Source organism: Sphingomonas sp. UYAg733 (assembly GCF_054057355.1).
Window position 1 is genome coordinate 96,574 of sequence record NZ_JBSRZE010000009.1, and the last position, 17,025, is coordinate 113,598.

At 62.1% G+C, this 17,025-nt stretch carries 11 protein-coding genes and 1 pseudogene; 6 read left to right on the forward strand and 6 right to left on the reverse strand.

What is annotated here, in order from left to right:
- Positions 1-149 precede the first annotated feature (149 nt).
- Positions 150-2,687: a glycoside hydrolase family 3 protein gene (locus ACVWZA_RS15400; protein WP_457312136.1), complete on the forward strand. Its 2,538-nt coding sequence runs from the start codon at positions 150-152 to the stop codon at positions 2,685-2,687.
- A 219-nt stretch (positions 2,688-2,906) separates the two neighbouring features.
- Here ACVWZA_RS15400 and ACVWZA_RS15405 read toward each other — a convergent pair whose 3' ends face one another.
- The 4 genes and pseudogenes from ACVWZA_RS15405 to ACVWZA_RS15420 form a co-directional block, all read right to left on the reverse strand.
- Positions 2,907-4,412 (reverse strand): spinster family MFS transporter, encoded by a 1,506-nt coding sequence (locus ACVWZA_RS15405; protein ID WP_457312137.1) that lies wholly within the window; start codon positions 4,410-4,412, stop codon positions 2,907-2,909.
- Positions 4,409-5,059, reverse strand: a complete 651-nt coding sequence (locus ACVWZA_RS15410) for an MFS transporter (RefSeq protein ID WP_457312138.1) — start codon at positions 5,057-5,059, stop codon at positions 4,409-4,411. The genes ACVWZA_RS15405 and ACVWZA_RS15410 overlap by 4 nt, the downstream gene beginning before the upstream one ends.
- Positions 5,060-5,126: 67 nt before the next feature.
- Positions 5,127-5,834, reverse strand: a pseudogene (locus ACVWZA_RS15415) (enoyl-CoA hydratase-related protein); the annotation flags it as partial.
- A gap of 200 nt (positions 5,835-6,034) precedes the next feature.
- Positions 6,035-6,697 carry a TetR/AcrR family transcriptional regulator gene (locus ACVWZA_RS15420; RefSeq protein ID WP_457312182.1) on the reverse strand — a complete coding sequence of 221 codons (663 nt, stop codon included), beginning with the start codon at positions 6,695-6,697 and terminating at the stop codon, positions 6,035-6,037.
- Between the two features lie 144 nt (positions 6,698-6,841).
- On the opposite strand from ACVWZA_RS15420, the gene ACVWZA_RS15425 reads away from it, so the two are divergent.
- The 5 genes from ACVWZA_RS15425 to ACVWZA_RS15445 all read left to right on the forward strand — a co-directional run bounded on the left by ACVWZA_RS15425 (position 6,842) and on the right by ACVWZA_RS15445 (position 15,047).
- Entirely contained in the window at positions 6,842-9,385 is a 2,544-nt protein-coding gene (locus tag ACVWZA_RS15425) for a TonB-dependent receptor (protein WP_457312139.1), read from the forward strand.
- An 88-nt stretch (positions 9,386-9,473) separates the two neighbouring features.
- Positions 9,474-10,958: an MFS transporter gene (locus ACVWZA_RS15430; protein WP_457312140.1), complete on the forward strand. Its 1,485-nt coding sequence runs from the start codon at positions 9,474-9,476 to the stop codon at positions 10,956-10,958.
- A gap of 18 nt (positions 10,959-10,976) precedes the next feature.
- Positions 10,977-12,785 (forward strand): flavin-containing monooxygenase, encoded by a 1,809-nt coding sequence (locus ACVWZA_RS15435; protein ID WP_457312141.1) that lies wholly within the window; start codon positions 10,977-10,979, stop codon positions 12,783-12,785.
- The gene (locus ACVWZA_RS15440) at positions 12,782-13,579 is read left to right on the forward strand and encodes an SDR family oxidoreductase (protein ID WP_457312142.1); all 798 of its coding nucleotides are present in this window, start codon (positions 12,782-12,784) and stop codon (positions 13,577-13,579) included. The genes ACVWZA_RS15435 and ACVWZA_RS15440 overlap by 4 nt, the downstream gene beginning before the upstream one ends.
- Before the next feature lie 16 nt (positions 13,580-13,595).
- The gene (locus tag ACVWZA_RS15445; protein ID WP_457312143.1) at positions 13,596-15,047 is read left to right on the forward strand and encodes an aldehyde dehydrogenase family protein; all 1,452 of its coding nucleotides are present in this window, start codon (positions 13,596-13,598) and stop codon (positions 15,045-15,047) included.
- 291 nt (positions 15,048-15,338) lie between these two features.
- Here ACVWZA_RS15445 and ACVWZA_RS15450 read toward each other — a convergent pair whose 3' ends face one another.
- Both ACVWZA_RS15450 and ACVWZA_RS15455 read right to left on the reverse strand, forming a co-directional pair.
- Positions 15,339-16,325, reverse strand: coding sequence for a L,D-transpeptidase (locus ACVWZA_RS15450; RefSeq protein ID WP_457312144.1), 987 nt, complete (start codon positions 16,323-16,325; stop codon positions 15,339-15,341).
- 3 nt (positions 16,326-16,328) lie between these two features.
- Positions 16,329-16,853, reverse strand: coding sequence for an N-acetyltransferase family protein (locus tag ACVWZA_RS15455; RefSeq protein WP_457312145.1), 525 nt, complete (start codon positions 16,851-16,853; stop codon positions 16,329-16,331).
- Between the last annotated feature and the right edge of the window lie 172 nt (positions 16,854-17,025).

Genomic DNA, 17,025 nt, shown 5'->3' on the forward strand with positions numbered 1-17,025 from the left:
GCACTTTTTGTTGCATAAGCTTGTCAACGTTGTCAAATAGTGTTTCATAATGATGCCAATACGGGTCATTTTCGGCTTAATTCTGTCAAGGTTGTCAGGCCTGAATCGCTCGAAAATGATGTGCAACGACAGCCCCAGGATGTGACTTTATGCTCGTTAGAACAGTGCGTTACGCCATCTTCTCCGCTCTGGTTGGAACCTTGACGCCGACAGCATTGGCATCGCAGCATGATCACTATCCCGCGAAGGCACCAGCCATGGTCCATCCCGGACAATGGCCCGAAGTGGCCTATCCGCGAGTCGTTTCTCCCGGCGGCGAAGCGGGTGTTCAGGCGCGGCTCGCCCAAATGTCAGTTGAACAGAAGGTCGGGCAGATCATCCAGGCTGATATCGGCAGCGTGACACCCGATGATGTGCGCATGTTTCATCTCGGTTCAGTGCTCAACGGCGGGAACTCGGGACCCCGCGGCAATGATCTCGCTCCCGCGCGTGACTGGCTGGCGTTGGCTGACGCCTTTTACGCGGCGTCGATGGACCACGCACCGGGTCAGCCGGCGATCCCGATCATGTGGGGCACAGACGCCGTGCACGGCCATAGCAATATCGTCGGAGCCACCCTGTTCCCTCACAATGTGGGCCTTGGCGCCGCGCGCGACCCCGATCTGATCGAACGCATTGGTCAGGTAACGGCGATAGAAATTCGCGTTACAGGCCAGGAATGGACCTTCGCCCCCACCGTCACCGTCCCGCAGGATTATCGCTGGGGGCGCGCCTATGAAGGCTATTCGTCCGATCCCGCGCTCGTTACCTCTTATGTCGGCCGTATGATCCGTGGATTGCAAGGGCCGCCATCGACCACGCCAATTCTTGCGGGGCCGCATGTCGCTGCAAGCACCAAGCATTTCCTCGCTGACGGCGCGACAGAGGGCGGCAAGGACCAGGGCGACGCCGTCATTTCCGAACGTGAACTGCGCGTCGTCCACGGTGCGCCCTATATTCCAGCGATCGAAAACGGTGTCGCAACCGTCATGACCAGTTTCTCGAGCTGGCAGGGCGTGAAGATTGCCGGCAACAAGGGGCTGATCACCGACATATTGAAAGACCGGATGAAGTTTGGTGGCTTTGTCGTCACCGACTGGAACGCGCATGGGCAGGTCGCGGGTTGCAGCAATGCCAGCTGCCCCGTCGCGGCCAATGCCGGTATCGATATGTTCATGGCCCCTGACAGCTGGCGCGCACTTTATGCAAGCACATTGGCCCAGGTGAAGGATGGCACAATTCCAATGGCGCGACTCGACGATGCGGTCGCTCGTATCTTGCGCGTCAAGCAGCGCCTGGGTCTGTTCGAAGCGGGCAAGCCATCCGCGCGCGCCTATTCGGGCCATTACGATCTGCTCGGCGCGCCCGAGCATCGAGCCGTGGCGCGCGAAGCCGTTCGCAAGTCGCTTGTCCTGCTCAAAAACACCGGCATCCTTCCCCTCAAACCGCAGGCGCATATTCTCGTCGCCGGGGACGGCGCCGACGACATTGCCCGCCAGTCGGGTGGCTGGACCCTCAGCTGGCAAGGCACGGGACTTAACAACGGCAATTTCCCCGGCGCTACGTCGCTGTGGCGCGGCATCGAGCAACGGGTCATCGCAGCGGGCGGCAGCGCCGAACTGGCCCCAGAAGGCGATTATAAACGGCGTCCCGATGCCGCGATCGTAATTTTTGGCGAAACGCCCTACGCCGAATTCCAGGGAGATATTCCGTCGCTCCAGCTGCGCCCCGAATTGCGTCGGCCGTTCGCAACGATGCGCAAACTCAAAGCGGCGGGAATTCCGGTGGTCGCGGTCATGATCACCGGACGGCCGCTCTATATCAATGAAGCGCTAAATGGGGCGGATGCCCTTGTTACCGCTTGGTTGCCGGGATCCGAAGGCGCGGGCGTCGCCGACATGTTGTTCGCAGGCAAGAACGGCGCACCGGCCTTCGACTTCCGGGGTCGCCTGCCAACGGCCTGGCCGGCGACGGCAAAGCATGGCGGGCCTGTGCTGTTTCCCTTTGGCTATGGGCTGACTTACGCTGAGGGACCGCAACCATGGAAAGCGCTGTTGGAGGATAGTCAAGTCGCCGACGACGGCAGCGGGGGCGGCGCCTATTTCGATAAGGGCATAGCGACGGCGTCATGGTCGCTGACCGTCTCGCAGATCGACGGCGGCGATTCACTACGCGTGACGACAGTCCCGGCCACCGGCCTTTCGGGGCGGGCGATCGTCACCGCGACCGATCACGGCGTCCAGGAAGGTGCGCGAAAATTCGCCATCGCCGACGGTCCCGGCGGATCGGCGATCGAGATCAATACGCACGATGCCGTCGACCTGTCGCGAGAGACCAACGGCGACGTCATGTTGCTTGCCACCATGCGGATCGATACGCCTCCTTCGGCACCCGTTACCATGTCGCTTCGGTGCGACGGATCGGACTGCGGGCGCCCGCTTCGCCTGTCCGAGCTCGCCGAACTGGCGCCCGGCCAGTGGCGTGTGCTGGGGGTACCGCTGAAGTGTTTCGCAACCGGCGCGGATATGACTCGCATCACCGCCCCCTTTCGCCTGGTGACCGACGGAAGTTTGGGTTTCAGCCTGTCGCGGGTTGCCCTGGGCAGCGGCGCGGAAGCCAATATTGTCGCGAAATGCCCGAAAAGCTGATCGAAATGCACAACGCTGGCGCCATCTAACGCCGGCTTGAATGCATGTTAATTGTCGCTGTGGAAGGCAGGAAGGCTATGCCCTCCCCTCGCATCGACCATCGTGAGTTTGGCCTTGAGTACAGGAATAGTTCTGGTGTTGGACAATGTCTCCCGAACCCGCCGGTCGACACCATCGTTAACCGGCGCCTCCGTCTCCATTCGAAGCGGAGGCGCTCGATCATAATGGCGAGATACCCTCGCCGCGCTCCAAACGCGCTTTCGCCAGCGCGCTTCGCAGGCCAAAAGATGCCAGCAGATAGTGTAGTGCGCCCCACAGCCCGACCGCGTAAGCAAGCAATATGCCCTGCCGGGTGGCGAGGCGAACGGCCGCCTTGCAGGATTGGTCCGCCATAGCCCCGGCGCCCACCGGTCCGACACCACCGGGGCAGGACAGCTGGAAGCCGTCGGCATCGACCGCGAACAGGTTTGTGAGTGCCGGAATGACGTCATGGTTTGCTGGGTTGAGGTAATGGAATGCCGCCAGATGATCGATCAGCCAGCCCGTGAGCGGCGGACCGGCGCCCAGCGCGATCAGGTTCAGGACAAAGAATAATACAGCGGTTGCGGTCGCCCGCCGCGTCACCGGCACCATGTTCTGGATCACGCCGTACGTCGGGCCCATATAGACATAGGAAAGCGCGCCCGGGAATGCGAGCCACAACGCCGCAGCCTGCCACGTCGAAGCGGTGTAGATGCCGACAATGAAAGGATAGGCGAGCGCAATGCCGATTGCGGGCACCAGCCCGTACCAGGCCGCCCTGCCCGATTTCGCCAGCCGGTCGGTGACAAAGCCGCCCAGGATCACGCCGACCGCCTGGCTGCTTGCGCCGATCAGCCCAGTGATCAACCCGACTTGCGCATAATCGAGCCCGAACGCGCGAATCCAATAAGGCTGTACAAATTGACCGCCGCCATAACCGGCAAACGAGATCAGCGTGATCCCCAGCACCATATTGAGAATCGGCCAGCGCCCGAACAGGATGCCGGCGACGCTGGCGATTTCGCGTAATTCACCGCGCAGCGATGCGGCCGGTTTTGGCATCGACGTGGCCAATGGCGTCGCCACGTCGGAATTTCCACGTGGAGGTTCGCGGACGATAAGCTTGAGCGCCAGCGCGACCAGCAATCCGGGAAAGCCGACCGCGAGGAAAGCGATCCTCCAGGAGTAATTCTGCGCCAGCCAGCCGCCCGCCACCGCCCCGACCAGGACGCCGAGCGGCACGCCGAGCGAATAGATCGACAAGGCCGATGCGCGCTTGTTTGGCGGATAATAGTCGCTGATCAGCGAATGGGCCGGCGGCGAAAGGCCCGCCTCGCCGACTCCGACGCCAAAGCGGCAGGCGGCGAGCGCCGCATAACTTCCCGCCAAGCCGCACAGCGCCGTGAAACCGGACCAGATGACGATCGCACCCGTGATGATGTTGACGCGCGAGAAGCGTTCGGCAAACCGCGCCACCGGGATACCGAGGATGGTGTAGAGCAGTGCGAAGTAGAGGCCCCCGAGCAGGCCGAGCTGCGTATCGGTGATCTTGAGATCGTCCTTTATCGCCTGACCGATCGAAGCGATGATCGTCCGATCGATGAAATTGAAGGTATAAGCGAGGACCAACAGGCCAAGCACGGTGCGCTTGTAGACGGGCGAATATTCCGACCGTTCCGCAGCGACCAAGCGCGATTCGGTCATGAATTGTCTCCGCCAGGCATCGCAACGCGGCGCGTCGCCAGCACGGCGAGATTCTGCGCGTGGGTCACGCGCGTGATCCGGAAAAGCATGATGCAGCCGATCGCGCACAGATTGAGCACCATCAAGAGTATCGCATAGCCGATCGCCAGCCGCGTCAGCGTTTCACCCGGCACGCTGCCGGGTGCGGCGCGCGCGGGAAAGCCCGCCAGCGCGAGCAAACCGGCCGAAGTGAACACGCCGAGCCCCGATACGCATTTCTGTACGAAGGTATTGGCGGCGAAGAACACGCCCTCTTCGCGCAGGCCGGTGCGCACTTCATTCTCCTCCACCACATCGGCGAGCATGGCGGTGAACAAAATGCCCTGAATGATGAGCAGCGCGGTCGAGACGATGCCGGAGGTCAGCAGCAACGGCATCAATGCCGGCGATCCATTAGCCGGGAACAGTCCGAACAGGCTGAGCAACAGGGGCACCGGCGTGGTCAGGAGGATCGCGCAGGTCGTGCCGATCGCGGCGCGGCGCTTGTCGAACCAGATCGACAGCCGCGGCGCCAAGGCCAGCGCGACCGCCGCCGACACGAAGCTTCCGGAGACCAGAAGCGAGATCTGCGCCGGCGTCAGTCCCCAGAAATAGCTCGGCCTTGTCATGGCTACCAAGCAAGGCGATGAATCGTTTCCGCTCGGCGCCGAAATGTTCCGACAGCGAAAGCTCAAATGCGTCACGCACGCTGGCTTTGGCTGCCGCCATTGCGAGCGGTGGTCGTGCGGCGATCTCGGCTGCGAGTTGAACAGCAACGGAGGTAGCGTCTCCCTTTGCGACGACCGTTGCCACCAACCCTGCCTCCAGGGCGCTCGTCGCGTCGATAGGTCGGCCGGTCAAGATCATGCGCATCGCCAATGAGCGACCTACAAGGCGGGTCAGCAGAGCCGTGCCGCCACCACCCGGGATGATGCCGAGATTAGTCTCGGGCTGCCCGAATTGAGCATCGGCGCCGGCGATAATCAGGTCGGATGCCATGGCAAGTTCGATACCGGCGCCAAGGCACCAGCCTTCGACCGCAGCGATCATCGGTTTGCGAAAGCCGCGGATTGCCTGCCAGGCAAGGAAGCGTTCACTCTTCAATGGTTCGTCGTCGCCGAGCATGGCGATCTCGCCGATATCAGCGCCTGCGGCGAAGATCGTGCTGCCGCCAGTGATGACGACCGCGCGCACGGTTTCGTCCACATCGGCCGCCTTGATAGCATCTGCTATCTGGCAAAGAAGAGGCGTCGCAAGAGCGTTGCGAAAGTCGGGGCGATCTATGGTCAGCAGTCTTACGAAGGGAACTGGATCGGCAATCAATAGTGTTTCGCCCGTCATTCCTTCCTCCTGTTGAATTGGCTCGACGAGTCCAACGATCATTGTCCACAAGGGCTGCTTCATTGTAGATGAGCAGCAAGGTTGGATATCAGGCCGATCCTTGACGATGAGCGCTGGGATGCCGGTCGCTAAATTGCATCCATACACGAAATTGCCCGAGGTAATTCGACCACCAATGCGCTATTTCCTAACCGTTCGTTTCCTTGGTCCACGGTGATACGCAGCACGCACCTGATCGCGGACCATGACTAATTGCCGGGGCATCAAGTTGCGGTCGGAACGTTCCTCAGACCGTCGAGACTGAATGCACTGATCGCCATCATTAGCCGAGTGGTCGTCATACCCTTGACCGAAGGCGCCCATTTTGCCAGCCACATCAGCATCCCGACCAGCAATTGCACGACAAGCTGGGTCTCGCACGGCATGATCGAACCATCGGTTATGCCTGCCTTGAGAAAATCTTCGAGTTGCGAGGTGAGACGCGTCAGCCAAGTGGCGATCACCGCGCATTGCTCAGCTTCGAGATAGGTATAGTCGCCAAAGTAGATCTGCGCGCCATGGATTTCGGCATCTTCCAGCATACCACTTAGAAAGCGCTCAAGCTTTTCCCCGCCCTGCCCGCCATGCTCATCAGCCATGTGCAGCAAGCGCTCGAACGTCTGAAGTGAGCGGCAGTGACAGGCATAGGCGAGCGCCTGCTTGTTCGGGAAATAATAATAGAGCGTCGCATCACGCAGATCGAGCGCCGCCGCGATTTCCGTCATCGTCGCGAGCGCATAGCTCTTGGCGTTGATGATATCGGTGGCCGCGCGAATGATTGCGTGCCGCTTTTTTTCCGATTTTCGCGTGCGCGCGAACGGGCGTGCCGATTCGGCCGCCTGCACATCGTCGTTCGCCCCCATCGCGGTGCGCTGCGCTTTTGTCATCACGAGGCTGTGCGCTTTCACGACCCGGAAGCGCAAGCGCAGATTGCATAAATTCTACCTTGAATTAGATTTCTAATTATGAAATAGAATGACACAGCAAAGCGCCGGCAGGACATGGCGCCCGCAGCCTGGGAGAAGATTGAAATGCGCACTCTTTACGCCTCCGGACTTTCGCTTCTAGCGCTTGGCGCCAGCATGCCGGCACTGGCCCAGTCGGCCGCGCCGTCACCGACAGCGACAGCACCGGCCGGCGATGCCGCATCCGCGCCGATAAATGAACGCGATGGCGACATCATCGTTACCGCGTCGAAGCGCGAGACGACGTTGCAGGACACGCCGATCGCCGTATCCGTGACGACCGCCGCGACCATCGAACAGGCGCAGATCCGCGACCTGATCGACCTGCAATCGGTCGTTCCTTCGCTTCGCGTCAGCCAGAATCAGAACAGCGCGGCGACCACATTCCTGATCCGCGGCTTCGGCAACGGCGCCAACAACCCGGGCATCGAGCCATCGGTCGGCGTGTTCATCGATGGCGTGTACCGGTCGCGTTCCGCCGCGCAGATTACCGATCTGCCCAATATCGAGCGCGTCGAAGTGTTGCGCGGGCCGCAATCGACGCTGTTCGGAAAGAACGCATCGGCTGGCGTGATCAGCGTGGTCACGCAGAAGCCGCAATTCAAATTCGGCGGCTCGGTGTCGGGCACTTATGGCAATTACAATACGGTGGTCGCCAAGGCGGACATCACCGGCCCGCTCAGCGAGACGATCGCCTTCAGCCTGGCCGGTGGCTATAATCGGCGTGACGGCTACTACCACGTCGCGAACCAGGGCAATGCCGATATCAACGATCGCAACCGCTGGGATGCGCGCGCGCAATTGCTGTTCGAACCATCAAGCGACCTGTCGATCCGGCTGATCGGCGATTACAGCAAGATCGACGAAAAATGCTGCGGTGCGCCGAACGTGCTGAATGGTCCGACCGGGCCTATCCTGAGCGCGGTGATCGGTTCGCCCGCGGTGATTCCGAACGCTCCTTTTTCGACGACGATCAACCTTAATCGTCTGCCCGAAAACCATATCCAGAATTATGGCGGCTCGGCGCAGATCGACTATGATCTCGGCAAAGTTTCGATCACCTCGATCACGGCCTATCGCCAAGTTCGCACACGCACCGCAGACGATAGCGATTTCACGGCAGCCGAGATCATCTCGCAGGCCAGCAATACGAAGATCAACACCTTCACTCAGGAATTGCGCCTCGCATCCGATTTCGACGGTCCGCTGAACTTCCTGGTTGGAGGGTTCTATTTCAACGAAAAGATCGATTTCAATAACGACGTCATTCTCGGCCGGGATGCGCGGCCCTATCTCAACATCCTCAGCCAGGGCGGACTGAGTGCGGTCGAGGGAATCATCGGCGGCGCGCCCGCAGTCGGCCGGAGATTCTTTCAGGCTGGCCAGGGGACGAGTGACAATTTCCTGTTCAAGAACAAGGCCTATTCGGCGTTCGGCACGATCGATTTCACGCCAACCGATCGACTGACGCTGACGGCAGGATTCAACTATACGCATGACCGCAAGGACGTGACATCGGCGGTTCGCACGACCGAACCATTCTCGGCGATCGATCTGGTGGCGCTCGGCGTGGCGCTCGGCGTGCCGCCCGCGCTCGCCAACACTCCGGCCAATCCGCTGCTGCCGCTGCGCGCGCTGCAGTTCCTGCCACCGTTCCTCAATTTTCCGAACGCGGTGGAAGACGGCAAGACACGGGACAGCGACTTTTCCTACACCTTGCGCGCGTCGTACAAGCTCAGCCGCGAACTGAATTTCTATGCCACCTACGCGACCGGGTTCAAGGCTAGCTCGTTCAACCTTTCGCGCGATTCACGGCCTTCGCCGCAGGACTTCATCCCCGGCTCGCCGGTGTCGTCCCCGGCCAGTTCGCCGATCCGTACAGCCGGTCTCGCAATACCCAATTTGACCACTGGATCGCGCTTCGCGGGACCGGAAAACGCCGAATCCTACGAAATCGGCATCAAGGGCAATTTCGCCCGCGTGTCGTTCAACTTCGCGGCCTTCAAACAGTCGATCAAGGGCTTCCAGGGCAATGTCTTCACCGGCACCGGCTTCGTGCTGTCCAATGCCGGCAAGCAATCGACGCAAGGCTTCGAACTGGAAGGGACGGTCACGCCGATCGATCCGCTGACGCTGTTCCTTGCCGTGACCTATCTCGACGCGAAGTTCGACTCGTTCGCCAATTCGGCGGTGGGCAATATTTCGGGCCAGGAAGTGGCCGGGGTATCGCCGCTATCGACCTCGGCTGGTGCCACTTTCACGCACAAGTTCGACAACGGGATGAAGTTCATCCTGCGCGGCGACTATCAGTTCCAGAGCGATACACAGGTCGTACAAGGACTGCCCGGTTTCGTTACGACGACCGGCGGCGTGCCGAACTACACCAACGCGCTGGCCATCGGGCGACGCTATACGCGCGAAGTCAATGAATTCAACGCGGCGGCGACACTGCAGTTGAACAACGGCATCGAGCTGTCCGTGTATGGCCGCAACCTGTCGAACAACCGCTACCTCACCGCGATATTCGACGGCGTCGCACAGAGCGGCAGCGTGTTCGGATACAGGAACCAGCCGCGCACCTATGGCGCCACGGTTCGCTTCAAGTTCTGAGCTCTCCTCCTGGCAGGTGCGGACCGAGAACCCGCACCTGCCATTTTTTTGAACGGGCATTTTTTGCGATGCGTGGCGGCCGAAACCAATGAGCCTTAACCCGGCGATCTACGCCGAGCCGACGCTCGCACGGCCGTCGACCACGACCAAGTTCGCCTATGGCTTTGGCAGCATGGCGAGCGGGGTGACCGAAACCGGTTTCAATTATTTCCTGCTGATCTTCTATTCTCAGGTGATCGGGATCGACGCCCGGCTGGTCGGGCTGGCGATCACCGCTTCGCTGATGATCGACGCGTTCATCGATCCGATCGCCGGCTATTGGTCGGACAATCTGCGGTCGCGCTGGGGGCGGCGACACCCGTTCATGTATGCAGCGGCGCTGCCGGCCGCGCTATCCTATCTCATGCTGTGGAATCCCCCGGCGGGATGGGACCTGCATCAGACCTTCTGGTACCTGCTCGTGCTCGGCGTCCTGATCCGCATCTTCATGACATTCTATGAGACGCCGAGCAGCGCGCTCGCGCCCGAACTCGCCGATGATTATGACGAACGCTCGTCGATCCTCAGCTGGCGGCTGTTCTTCGGCTGGAGCGGCGGCAATGTGATGACTGTGCTGATGTTCGCGGTGATCTTCCCCGCCGCAGTGACCGCCACCATCCCCAACGGGCAGTTCAACCGCGAGGCCTATGTGCAGTACGGTGTGATCTGCGCGGTGCTGATCTTCTTCGCGATCATGGTCTCGGCAATCGGCACGCATTCGCGCATCGCAGGATTCAGCCCTGCCCCGCCCAAACGCCGCATAACGGTGACCACGATCTTCCGAGAGATGTACCAGACTCTGGCAGACCGGTCGTTCGTCGCATTGTTCGCCGCCGCGATGCTGGGCGCGATCGCCACCGGGCTGGCGGCATCGCTGACATTCTACTTCACGACCTATTTCTGGGGCTTCAATTCGGCACAGATCGGCATCATCGTCGTCGGCGTGTTCGTGTCGGCCGCGCTCGGTTCGGGCATCGCGCCGATCGTGTCGCGGCGGATGGGCAAGAAGCGTGGCGCGATGATCATCGGGCTGATTGCATTTCTGGGCGCCCCCCTGCCGATCGTCCTGCGCCTGATCGGGGTTCTGCCCGAGAATGGCGACCCGGCGGTGTTCTGGCTCGTGTTCGTGACCAACACGCTCGATACCGGGCTGATCATCTGTTTCCAGATCCTGACCGCGGCGATGATCGCCGACCTGGTCGATCAATCCGAACTGCGCACCGGCCGTCGCTCGGAAGGCGTGTTCTTCGCTGCGGTCACCTTCGTGCGCAAGACCGTGCTCGGGCTTGGTCTGATCGCCGCTTCGCTGATCCTGACGCTGGCGGATTTTCCGGTCGGCGCGCGGCAGGGGCAGGTGTCGGCGGACACGCTATGGCGGCTCGGCGCCTATTATGTTCCCACCATCCTCGCCTTGTGGCTCGGCATGATCGCGGTGCTCAGCCTGTATCGGCTCGAACGTAGCGATCACGAGGACAATCTTCGCAGGCTCGCCGCGGCCAAGGTCGTGGCGGGCACGCCGCTTGCCGGCACCTGATTATCGAATGGATACGACATGGCAGATACCGAAACTTTGAACATCGAAAGCTTGCGCGAACGCTATCGCCTCGAACGCGATCGCCGCACGGCGGCGGATCCGGGCGAGCGGCAATATCGCGACGTGGAGCAGGGTTTCTCGCACCTGCTGGTCGATCCCTATGGCAGCGCGCCGCCGCGCGAGGCGCTGACCGAGGACGTCGATGTGTTCATCGTCGGCGGCGGATTCGGCGGATTGCTGACCGCGGCTCGGTTGCGCGAAGCTGGCCTGACCGACATCCGCATCGCCGATGCGGGCAGCGACTTCGGCGGTACCTGGTACTGGAATCGCTACCCGGGAGCGGCGTGCGATATCGAATCCTACATCTATTTTCCATTGCTGGAAGAGACCGGGTACATGCCGGTCGAACGCTATTCGAAGGCGGCGGAAATCCGCGCCCATTGCCGCCGCATCGCCGAGCATTTCGACCTGTACGACAAGGCGTTGTTCTCTACCCAGGTCACGGCGCTCGATTGGGATGCCGGGACGGCACGCTGGCGTGTTCGCACTGATCGCGGCGACGATGTGCGGGCGCGCTTCGTCGTGCTCACCACCGGGCCGCTTAACCGGCCCAAGCTGCCCGACATTCCGGGCGTCGAGACGTTCGCCGGCCACGCGTTCCACACCAGCCGCTGGGATTATTCATATACCGGCGGCAGCGCGAGCGAGCCGCTCACTGGCCTGTCGGACAAGCGCGTCGGGATCATCGGCACTGGTGCGACCGCAGTTCAGTGCGTACCGCCGCTCGCCAGATCGGCCGAACAATTATTCGTGTTCCAGCGCACGCCATCCTCGGTCGATGCGCGCGACAATGCGCCGACCGATCCGGTCTGGGCGGCGAGCCTGCAGCCGGGTTGGCAGCAGGAACGGATGGCCAATTTCACCGCGCAATTCACAGCCCAGTTGCCGCACGACGACCAGGTTGCAGATGGCTGGACGGTATTGGCGCGGGCGGTACGCGCGAAGCTCGCCGACAATCCAGACGGGCTCGATCCGGGTACGCTGCTCGAGCAGTCCGACTTTGAGAAGATGGCCCAGATTCGCGCGCGGATCGACGATATCGTCGCGGACCCGGCAACTGCGGAGGCGCTGAAGCCGTGGTTCAGCCTGTATTGCAAGCGCCCCTGTTTCCACGACGATTATCTGTCGATGTTCAACCGTGACAATGTCACGCTGGTCGATACCGCCGGCCGCGGGGTCGAGCGCATCACAGCGACCGGCGTGGTGGTCGCGGGCATCGAATATCCGCTCGACTGCCTGATCTTCGCCACCGGTTTCGAAGTCTCGACCAGCTATGCCAAGCGATCGGGCGTGGAGATACACGGCGTCGGCGGACAGTCGCTGACCGACAAATGGGCAGGCGGACTGTCGACCTTGCACGGCATGCACACACGCGGCTTCCCCAATTGCTTCATCATCAGCCAGGCTCAATCGGGCATGTCGCCCAATTTCCCGCACATGCTGAGCGAGCAGACCCGGCATCTCGCGCACATCGTCGAGCATTGCACCGCGAACGGTATCGCCACGATCGAACCAACCGCCGAGGCGGAGGGTGACTGGGTCGAGGCGATCGTGCGGATGGGCGAAAGTCGCCGCAAATTCACCGAGACCTGCACGCCGGGCTATTACAACAATGAAGGCCGGCCCTCCGAAGCGGGCGCGCGCAGCGTGCCGTTCGGCGCTGGGCCGATCGCCTTCGTCCAACTGCTTGAGGCATGGCGCGAGCAGGGCGACTTGGCCGGAATGGAATTGAACGGCGCCCATGCGCGCGAGGAGACAAAATCATGAGCGACGACCAGAAGCGCAAGTCGATCTTCATCACCGGGGCCGCATCCGGCATGGGCCGCGAAACAGCGTTACTGTTTGCCGAAAAGGGCTGGTTCGTGGGAGCCTATGACGTCAATACAGCCGGGCTCGACGCGCTGAGGGAGGAGATCGGCGCGGCGAACGGCTTGTTCGCGACGCTCGATGTCGCCGATCCGGCCGCTTATGAGACGGCGATGCAGGGATTCGCCGAAGCAACCGGCGGAACGCTGGACCTGATGTTCAACAATGCCGGTATCGGCGCGGGTGGCCTGCTCGACGAACAGAGCTGGGACGACATCCTGCGCATCGTGAACATCAACTTTCTCGGGGTGATGATCGGGGTTCGCGCGGCGGTGCCGTTGTTGCGCCGGACGCCCGGTTCATTGTGCCTGACCACATCTTCCTCGTCGGCGATATTTGGGACCGCCGGGATCGGCGTCTATTCCGCCACGAAGCACGCGGTGCGCGGGCTGACCGAAGCGCTGTCGATCGAGCTCAAGCGCTACGGCGTTCGCGCGGCCGATCTCCTCCCGGGCCTGATCGACACGCCGTTGCTGTCGGATGGCATGCGCCGGATGGCGCCCCCCGCCGGCATGTGGCGCCTGGTCAAGCCGCGCGAAGTCGCCGAAACGGTGTGGGCCGCCTATCATGCCGACACGCTGCACTGGTATATTCCGGAGGAGCTGCGCGACTTCCACGCACAGGTCGTCAGCGAACCCGAAACCGTCCGCGAAGAACGCACCGCCCTGCTTGCGGCGATGCAGGCCGCCGGCTGAAAATCAGGAAACCGATATGTCCATTCTCGATGCCGCCACGCCCGTTGCCGACGATATGCCGGCGATCGCCGAACTCACCCGCGCCTTCGGGGTGCAGCGCGCCGCGTTCGCCGCCAATCGCAATCCGACCCTGGCCGAGCGGCAGGAGCGGCTGCAGGCGCTGATCGGCATGATGGTCACCAATCGCGCGCGGATCAGCGCAGCGGTCGCCAGCGATTTCGGTGCGCACCCGGTGCCCGCTTCCGACCTGATCGAGGTGCTCGGCGTGATCGGCCGCGCGCAATATGTGCTTGAGCATATCGACCAATGGATGCGCCCCAGCCCGCGCGAGATGGATGCCGGGCTGTTCGGCTCGGCCAGCGCCTATGTCCAGTGTCAGCCCAAAGGCGTGATCGGCAATATCGTGCCGTGGAACTTTCCATTCGACCTGTCGGTAGGGCCGATGACCGAGATGCTGGCAGCCGGCAACCGCGTGATCCTGAAGCCTTCGGAATATACGCCGGCCTGTGCCGAGCTGCTGAGCGAAATGATCGCAGCGACGTTCGATCCGTCGCTTGTCACGGTCGCGGTCGGCGGCGTCGATCTGGCGCGCGCCTTTTCCAGCGTGCCCTGGGATCACCTGCTCTACACCGGAAGCCCAGGCGTGGGGCGCCAGGTGATGGCGGCGGCGGCGGCGAATTTGACCCCGGTCACGCTCGAACTCGGCGGCAAATGCCCCGCTTTGCTGACGCCTGGGTCGGTGACCGCGGCGAGCGTCGAGGCGGTGATCGGCACCAAGATCATCAAGAACGGCCAGATGTGCGTTTCGGTGGACTATGCGCTGGTGCCGCGGGCGGATCTGGACGCGTTCGTTGATCTCGCTGCGGCATTCATGGCGAAAGCCGCGCCTGATTATGCGCGCGGCGACGAATGCACCGGCATGATATCGGAGCGCCATCTCGACCGGATGGCCGACATGCTGGCCGAAGCGCGGGACCGCCAGAGCCGCATCGTCACACTGGAGGCAGACGACACGCCCGACCGCGCGACCCGCTGTATGCCGATGTCGCTGGTGCTCGACCCGCCCAGTGACCTGCGCATCATGCGCGAGGAGATTTTCGGGCCGATTCTACCGGTCGTACCCTATGACAATCTCGATGACGCGATCCAGAGCATCAACGCCGGGGACCGCCCGCTCGGCCTTTACGTGTTCGGCGATGATCCGGTGGTGACCGACCACGTGCTTGCCGCGACCACGTCCGGAGGCGCAGCGATCAACACATGCGCGGTGCAAAGCGCGCTGCCGTCGATGGGCTTTGGCGGGTCGGGCATGAGCGGCATGGGGCGACATCACGGGATCGAGGGCTTCCGCGAATTCTCGAACCAGCGCGGGGTGGTCGTTCGTGGGCAAGGCGATATGATCGATGCTTTCTATGCGCCTTATGCCAAAGCGGCAGCGATCGTCGCATCAGTGCTGACGCCGACGTGATCTGAAAGCACAAGTTCGCTTTTGAACGATTCCGTCCAGAACAGCCGAGATTCCAACCTTCGCGATCGGCTGTGCCGACAGCTACAAGCCCGCCGATGAAGGTCGGTGCGCGCGACCGGTGCCGGTGGTCGAGGGCATACGGACCTATCCGCCCATATCGCGCAGCGCCTGATCATTGACGAATTCGACGTGACGATGTCCGAGCACCAGCTGAATCGAGTCAAAGCGTGCAGCCGATGTGCAGCGGCGGCACCGGCACAAATCTCCGGAAAACTGACCTTCACGGCCGATTTACGGCGTTGCAGTTCCTTTGCCGTCCGCCGCAAGCACAACGATATTCGTGCCGGTGCCGCTGCTGCGAAGCGAGTCGCGCGTGACCAGCAAGGTTGTGCCCGGACTCAAAATACCGTCCAGCAGGAGGCGGAAGGCTTCGGGAAGATGCGCTCGGGCGCGTTCGATCGGGGTGAGTTCCGGCGCAATCGGCTTTGGCTTTCCGGGCAGCGGCAGACGCAGCCAGCGGATGCCGGCCGGATCGATGCTTTTCAACGTGAAAGCCTCCGTCGTCTCGACCGGGCCATCGATCGTGATGGCTGCGGATCCGATCTCTATGCCATTGCGCAGCACCACAACGCGACGATCTCGCCCGCTGACGACAACGGAGATGGGTCCTGCGGGCGACCTGTCCGGCTGCCAGATATAGCTTTGGGGAGGTTGGCGCGGATCGTCCGGCGTTGCGGCGATGATGCCCGGCGCGGGCGATATTTCCGGCGCCTGCGCGTTATCCGTGATGATGACGGTCAGGCCCAGGCGGGTGACCCCGAACAACAATTTGGCAAATGCCAAGGGCAGCCGCACGCAGCCGTGGGAATCGGGATAGCCGGGCAGATCGCCGGCGTGCAACGCGATCCCGCCCCAGGTCAGCCGCTGCATGAACGGCATCGGTGCATCCTTGTAGAGATTGGATTTGTGGTCCGCATCCTTTTGCAGGATGGTGAAGATGCCGGTCGGGGTTCGATAACCGGGCCGCCCGCTCGATATCGTCGAAACTCCGATCGGGAGGCCGTTGCGATAGAGATAGGCGCGCTGCGTCTTGAGACCGACGATCATCGTCACCGGCCCGTCCGGCGCGATGTCCGGTGCCCACAGGAACTCTCCGGGCTTGAGCGCTTCGACCGCGCCATCGGTCGATGCCGGCGGCGTTTGCGCGGTCGCAACGGTAGTCATTCCCATCAGTGCGACCATGACCCCGCACCGCAATAACGCGTGTTTTCCGATCACCTGTCAGCGCCGGTCGAGCTGGCGGCTGACCAGCATCAGGGTCGGGTCGCCGGGATAGGGCGCGGCAGTGAAGCCCATGTCGCGTTCCAGTTCGATTGCCTGGTGATTGTCGCGGCTTTCGATCGATTCTAGTGTGTGCACCCCCTTCGACTCCGCATAGCGGGCGATATAGGCGAGCAATTCCCAACTGATCCCGAGACGCTTGTGATCCTCGCGGATCGCGATCGCGACCTCGCCATGCTCGAACCTCGTGTCGCACGCGAGCATGCCGGTCGCGATCATCATCAACCCGTCGGCAGTAAAGGCGAGGAAGTTTTCCGCATGGTCGTGATCGAGATGAGTCAGCGCGGTGATCTGGCTCGCGCCGACTTCGTTCAGGCCAGTCAGGAAACGGAAGCGCAGGTCGGCGCGGGTGACGTGCGAAAAGAAATCCTTCAGCGTTCCATCGTCCTCGTACAAAGCGGGCCGGACATGGAAACGGAAACCGGTTCGCGTGGTGAGCATGTCACCTGTCTTGGTCTGGTTCACACTGGTTACCCTTAATCGGAATGGCTTTCCCCAGTGAGGATGTACCGGGCGCGACCGCGCGCGATCAGTGTCGGAAACCACGTAGATCGTGGCGGGGAGCCCTAAGTAGATTCCGACCCGGCCAGCGCGAAACAAAACCGGTTAGAGCCTCATCACCGCTCAACGATGAGGA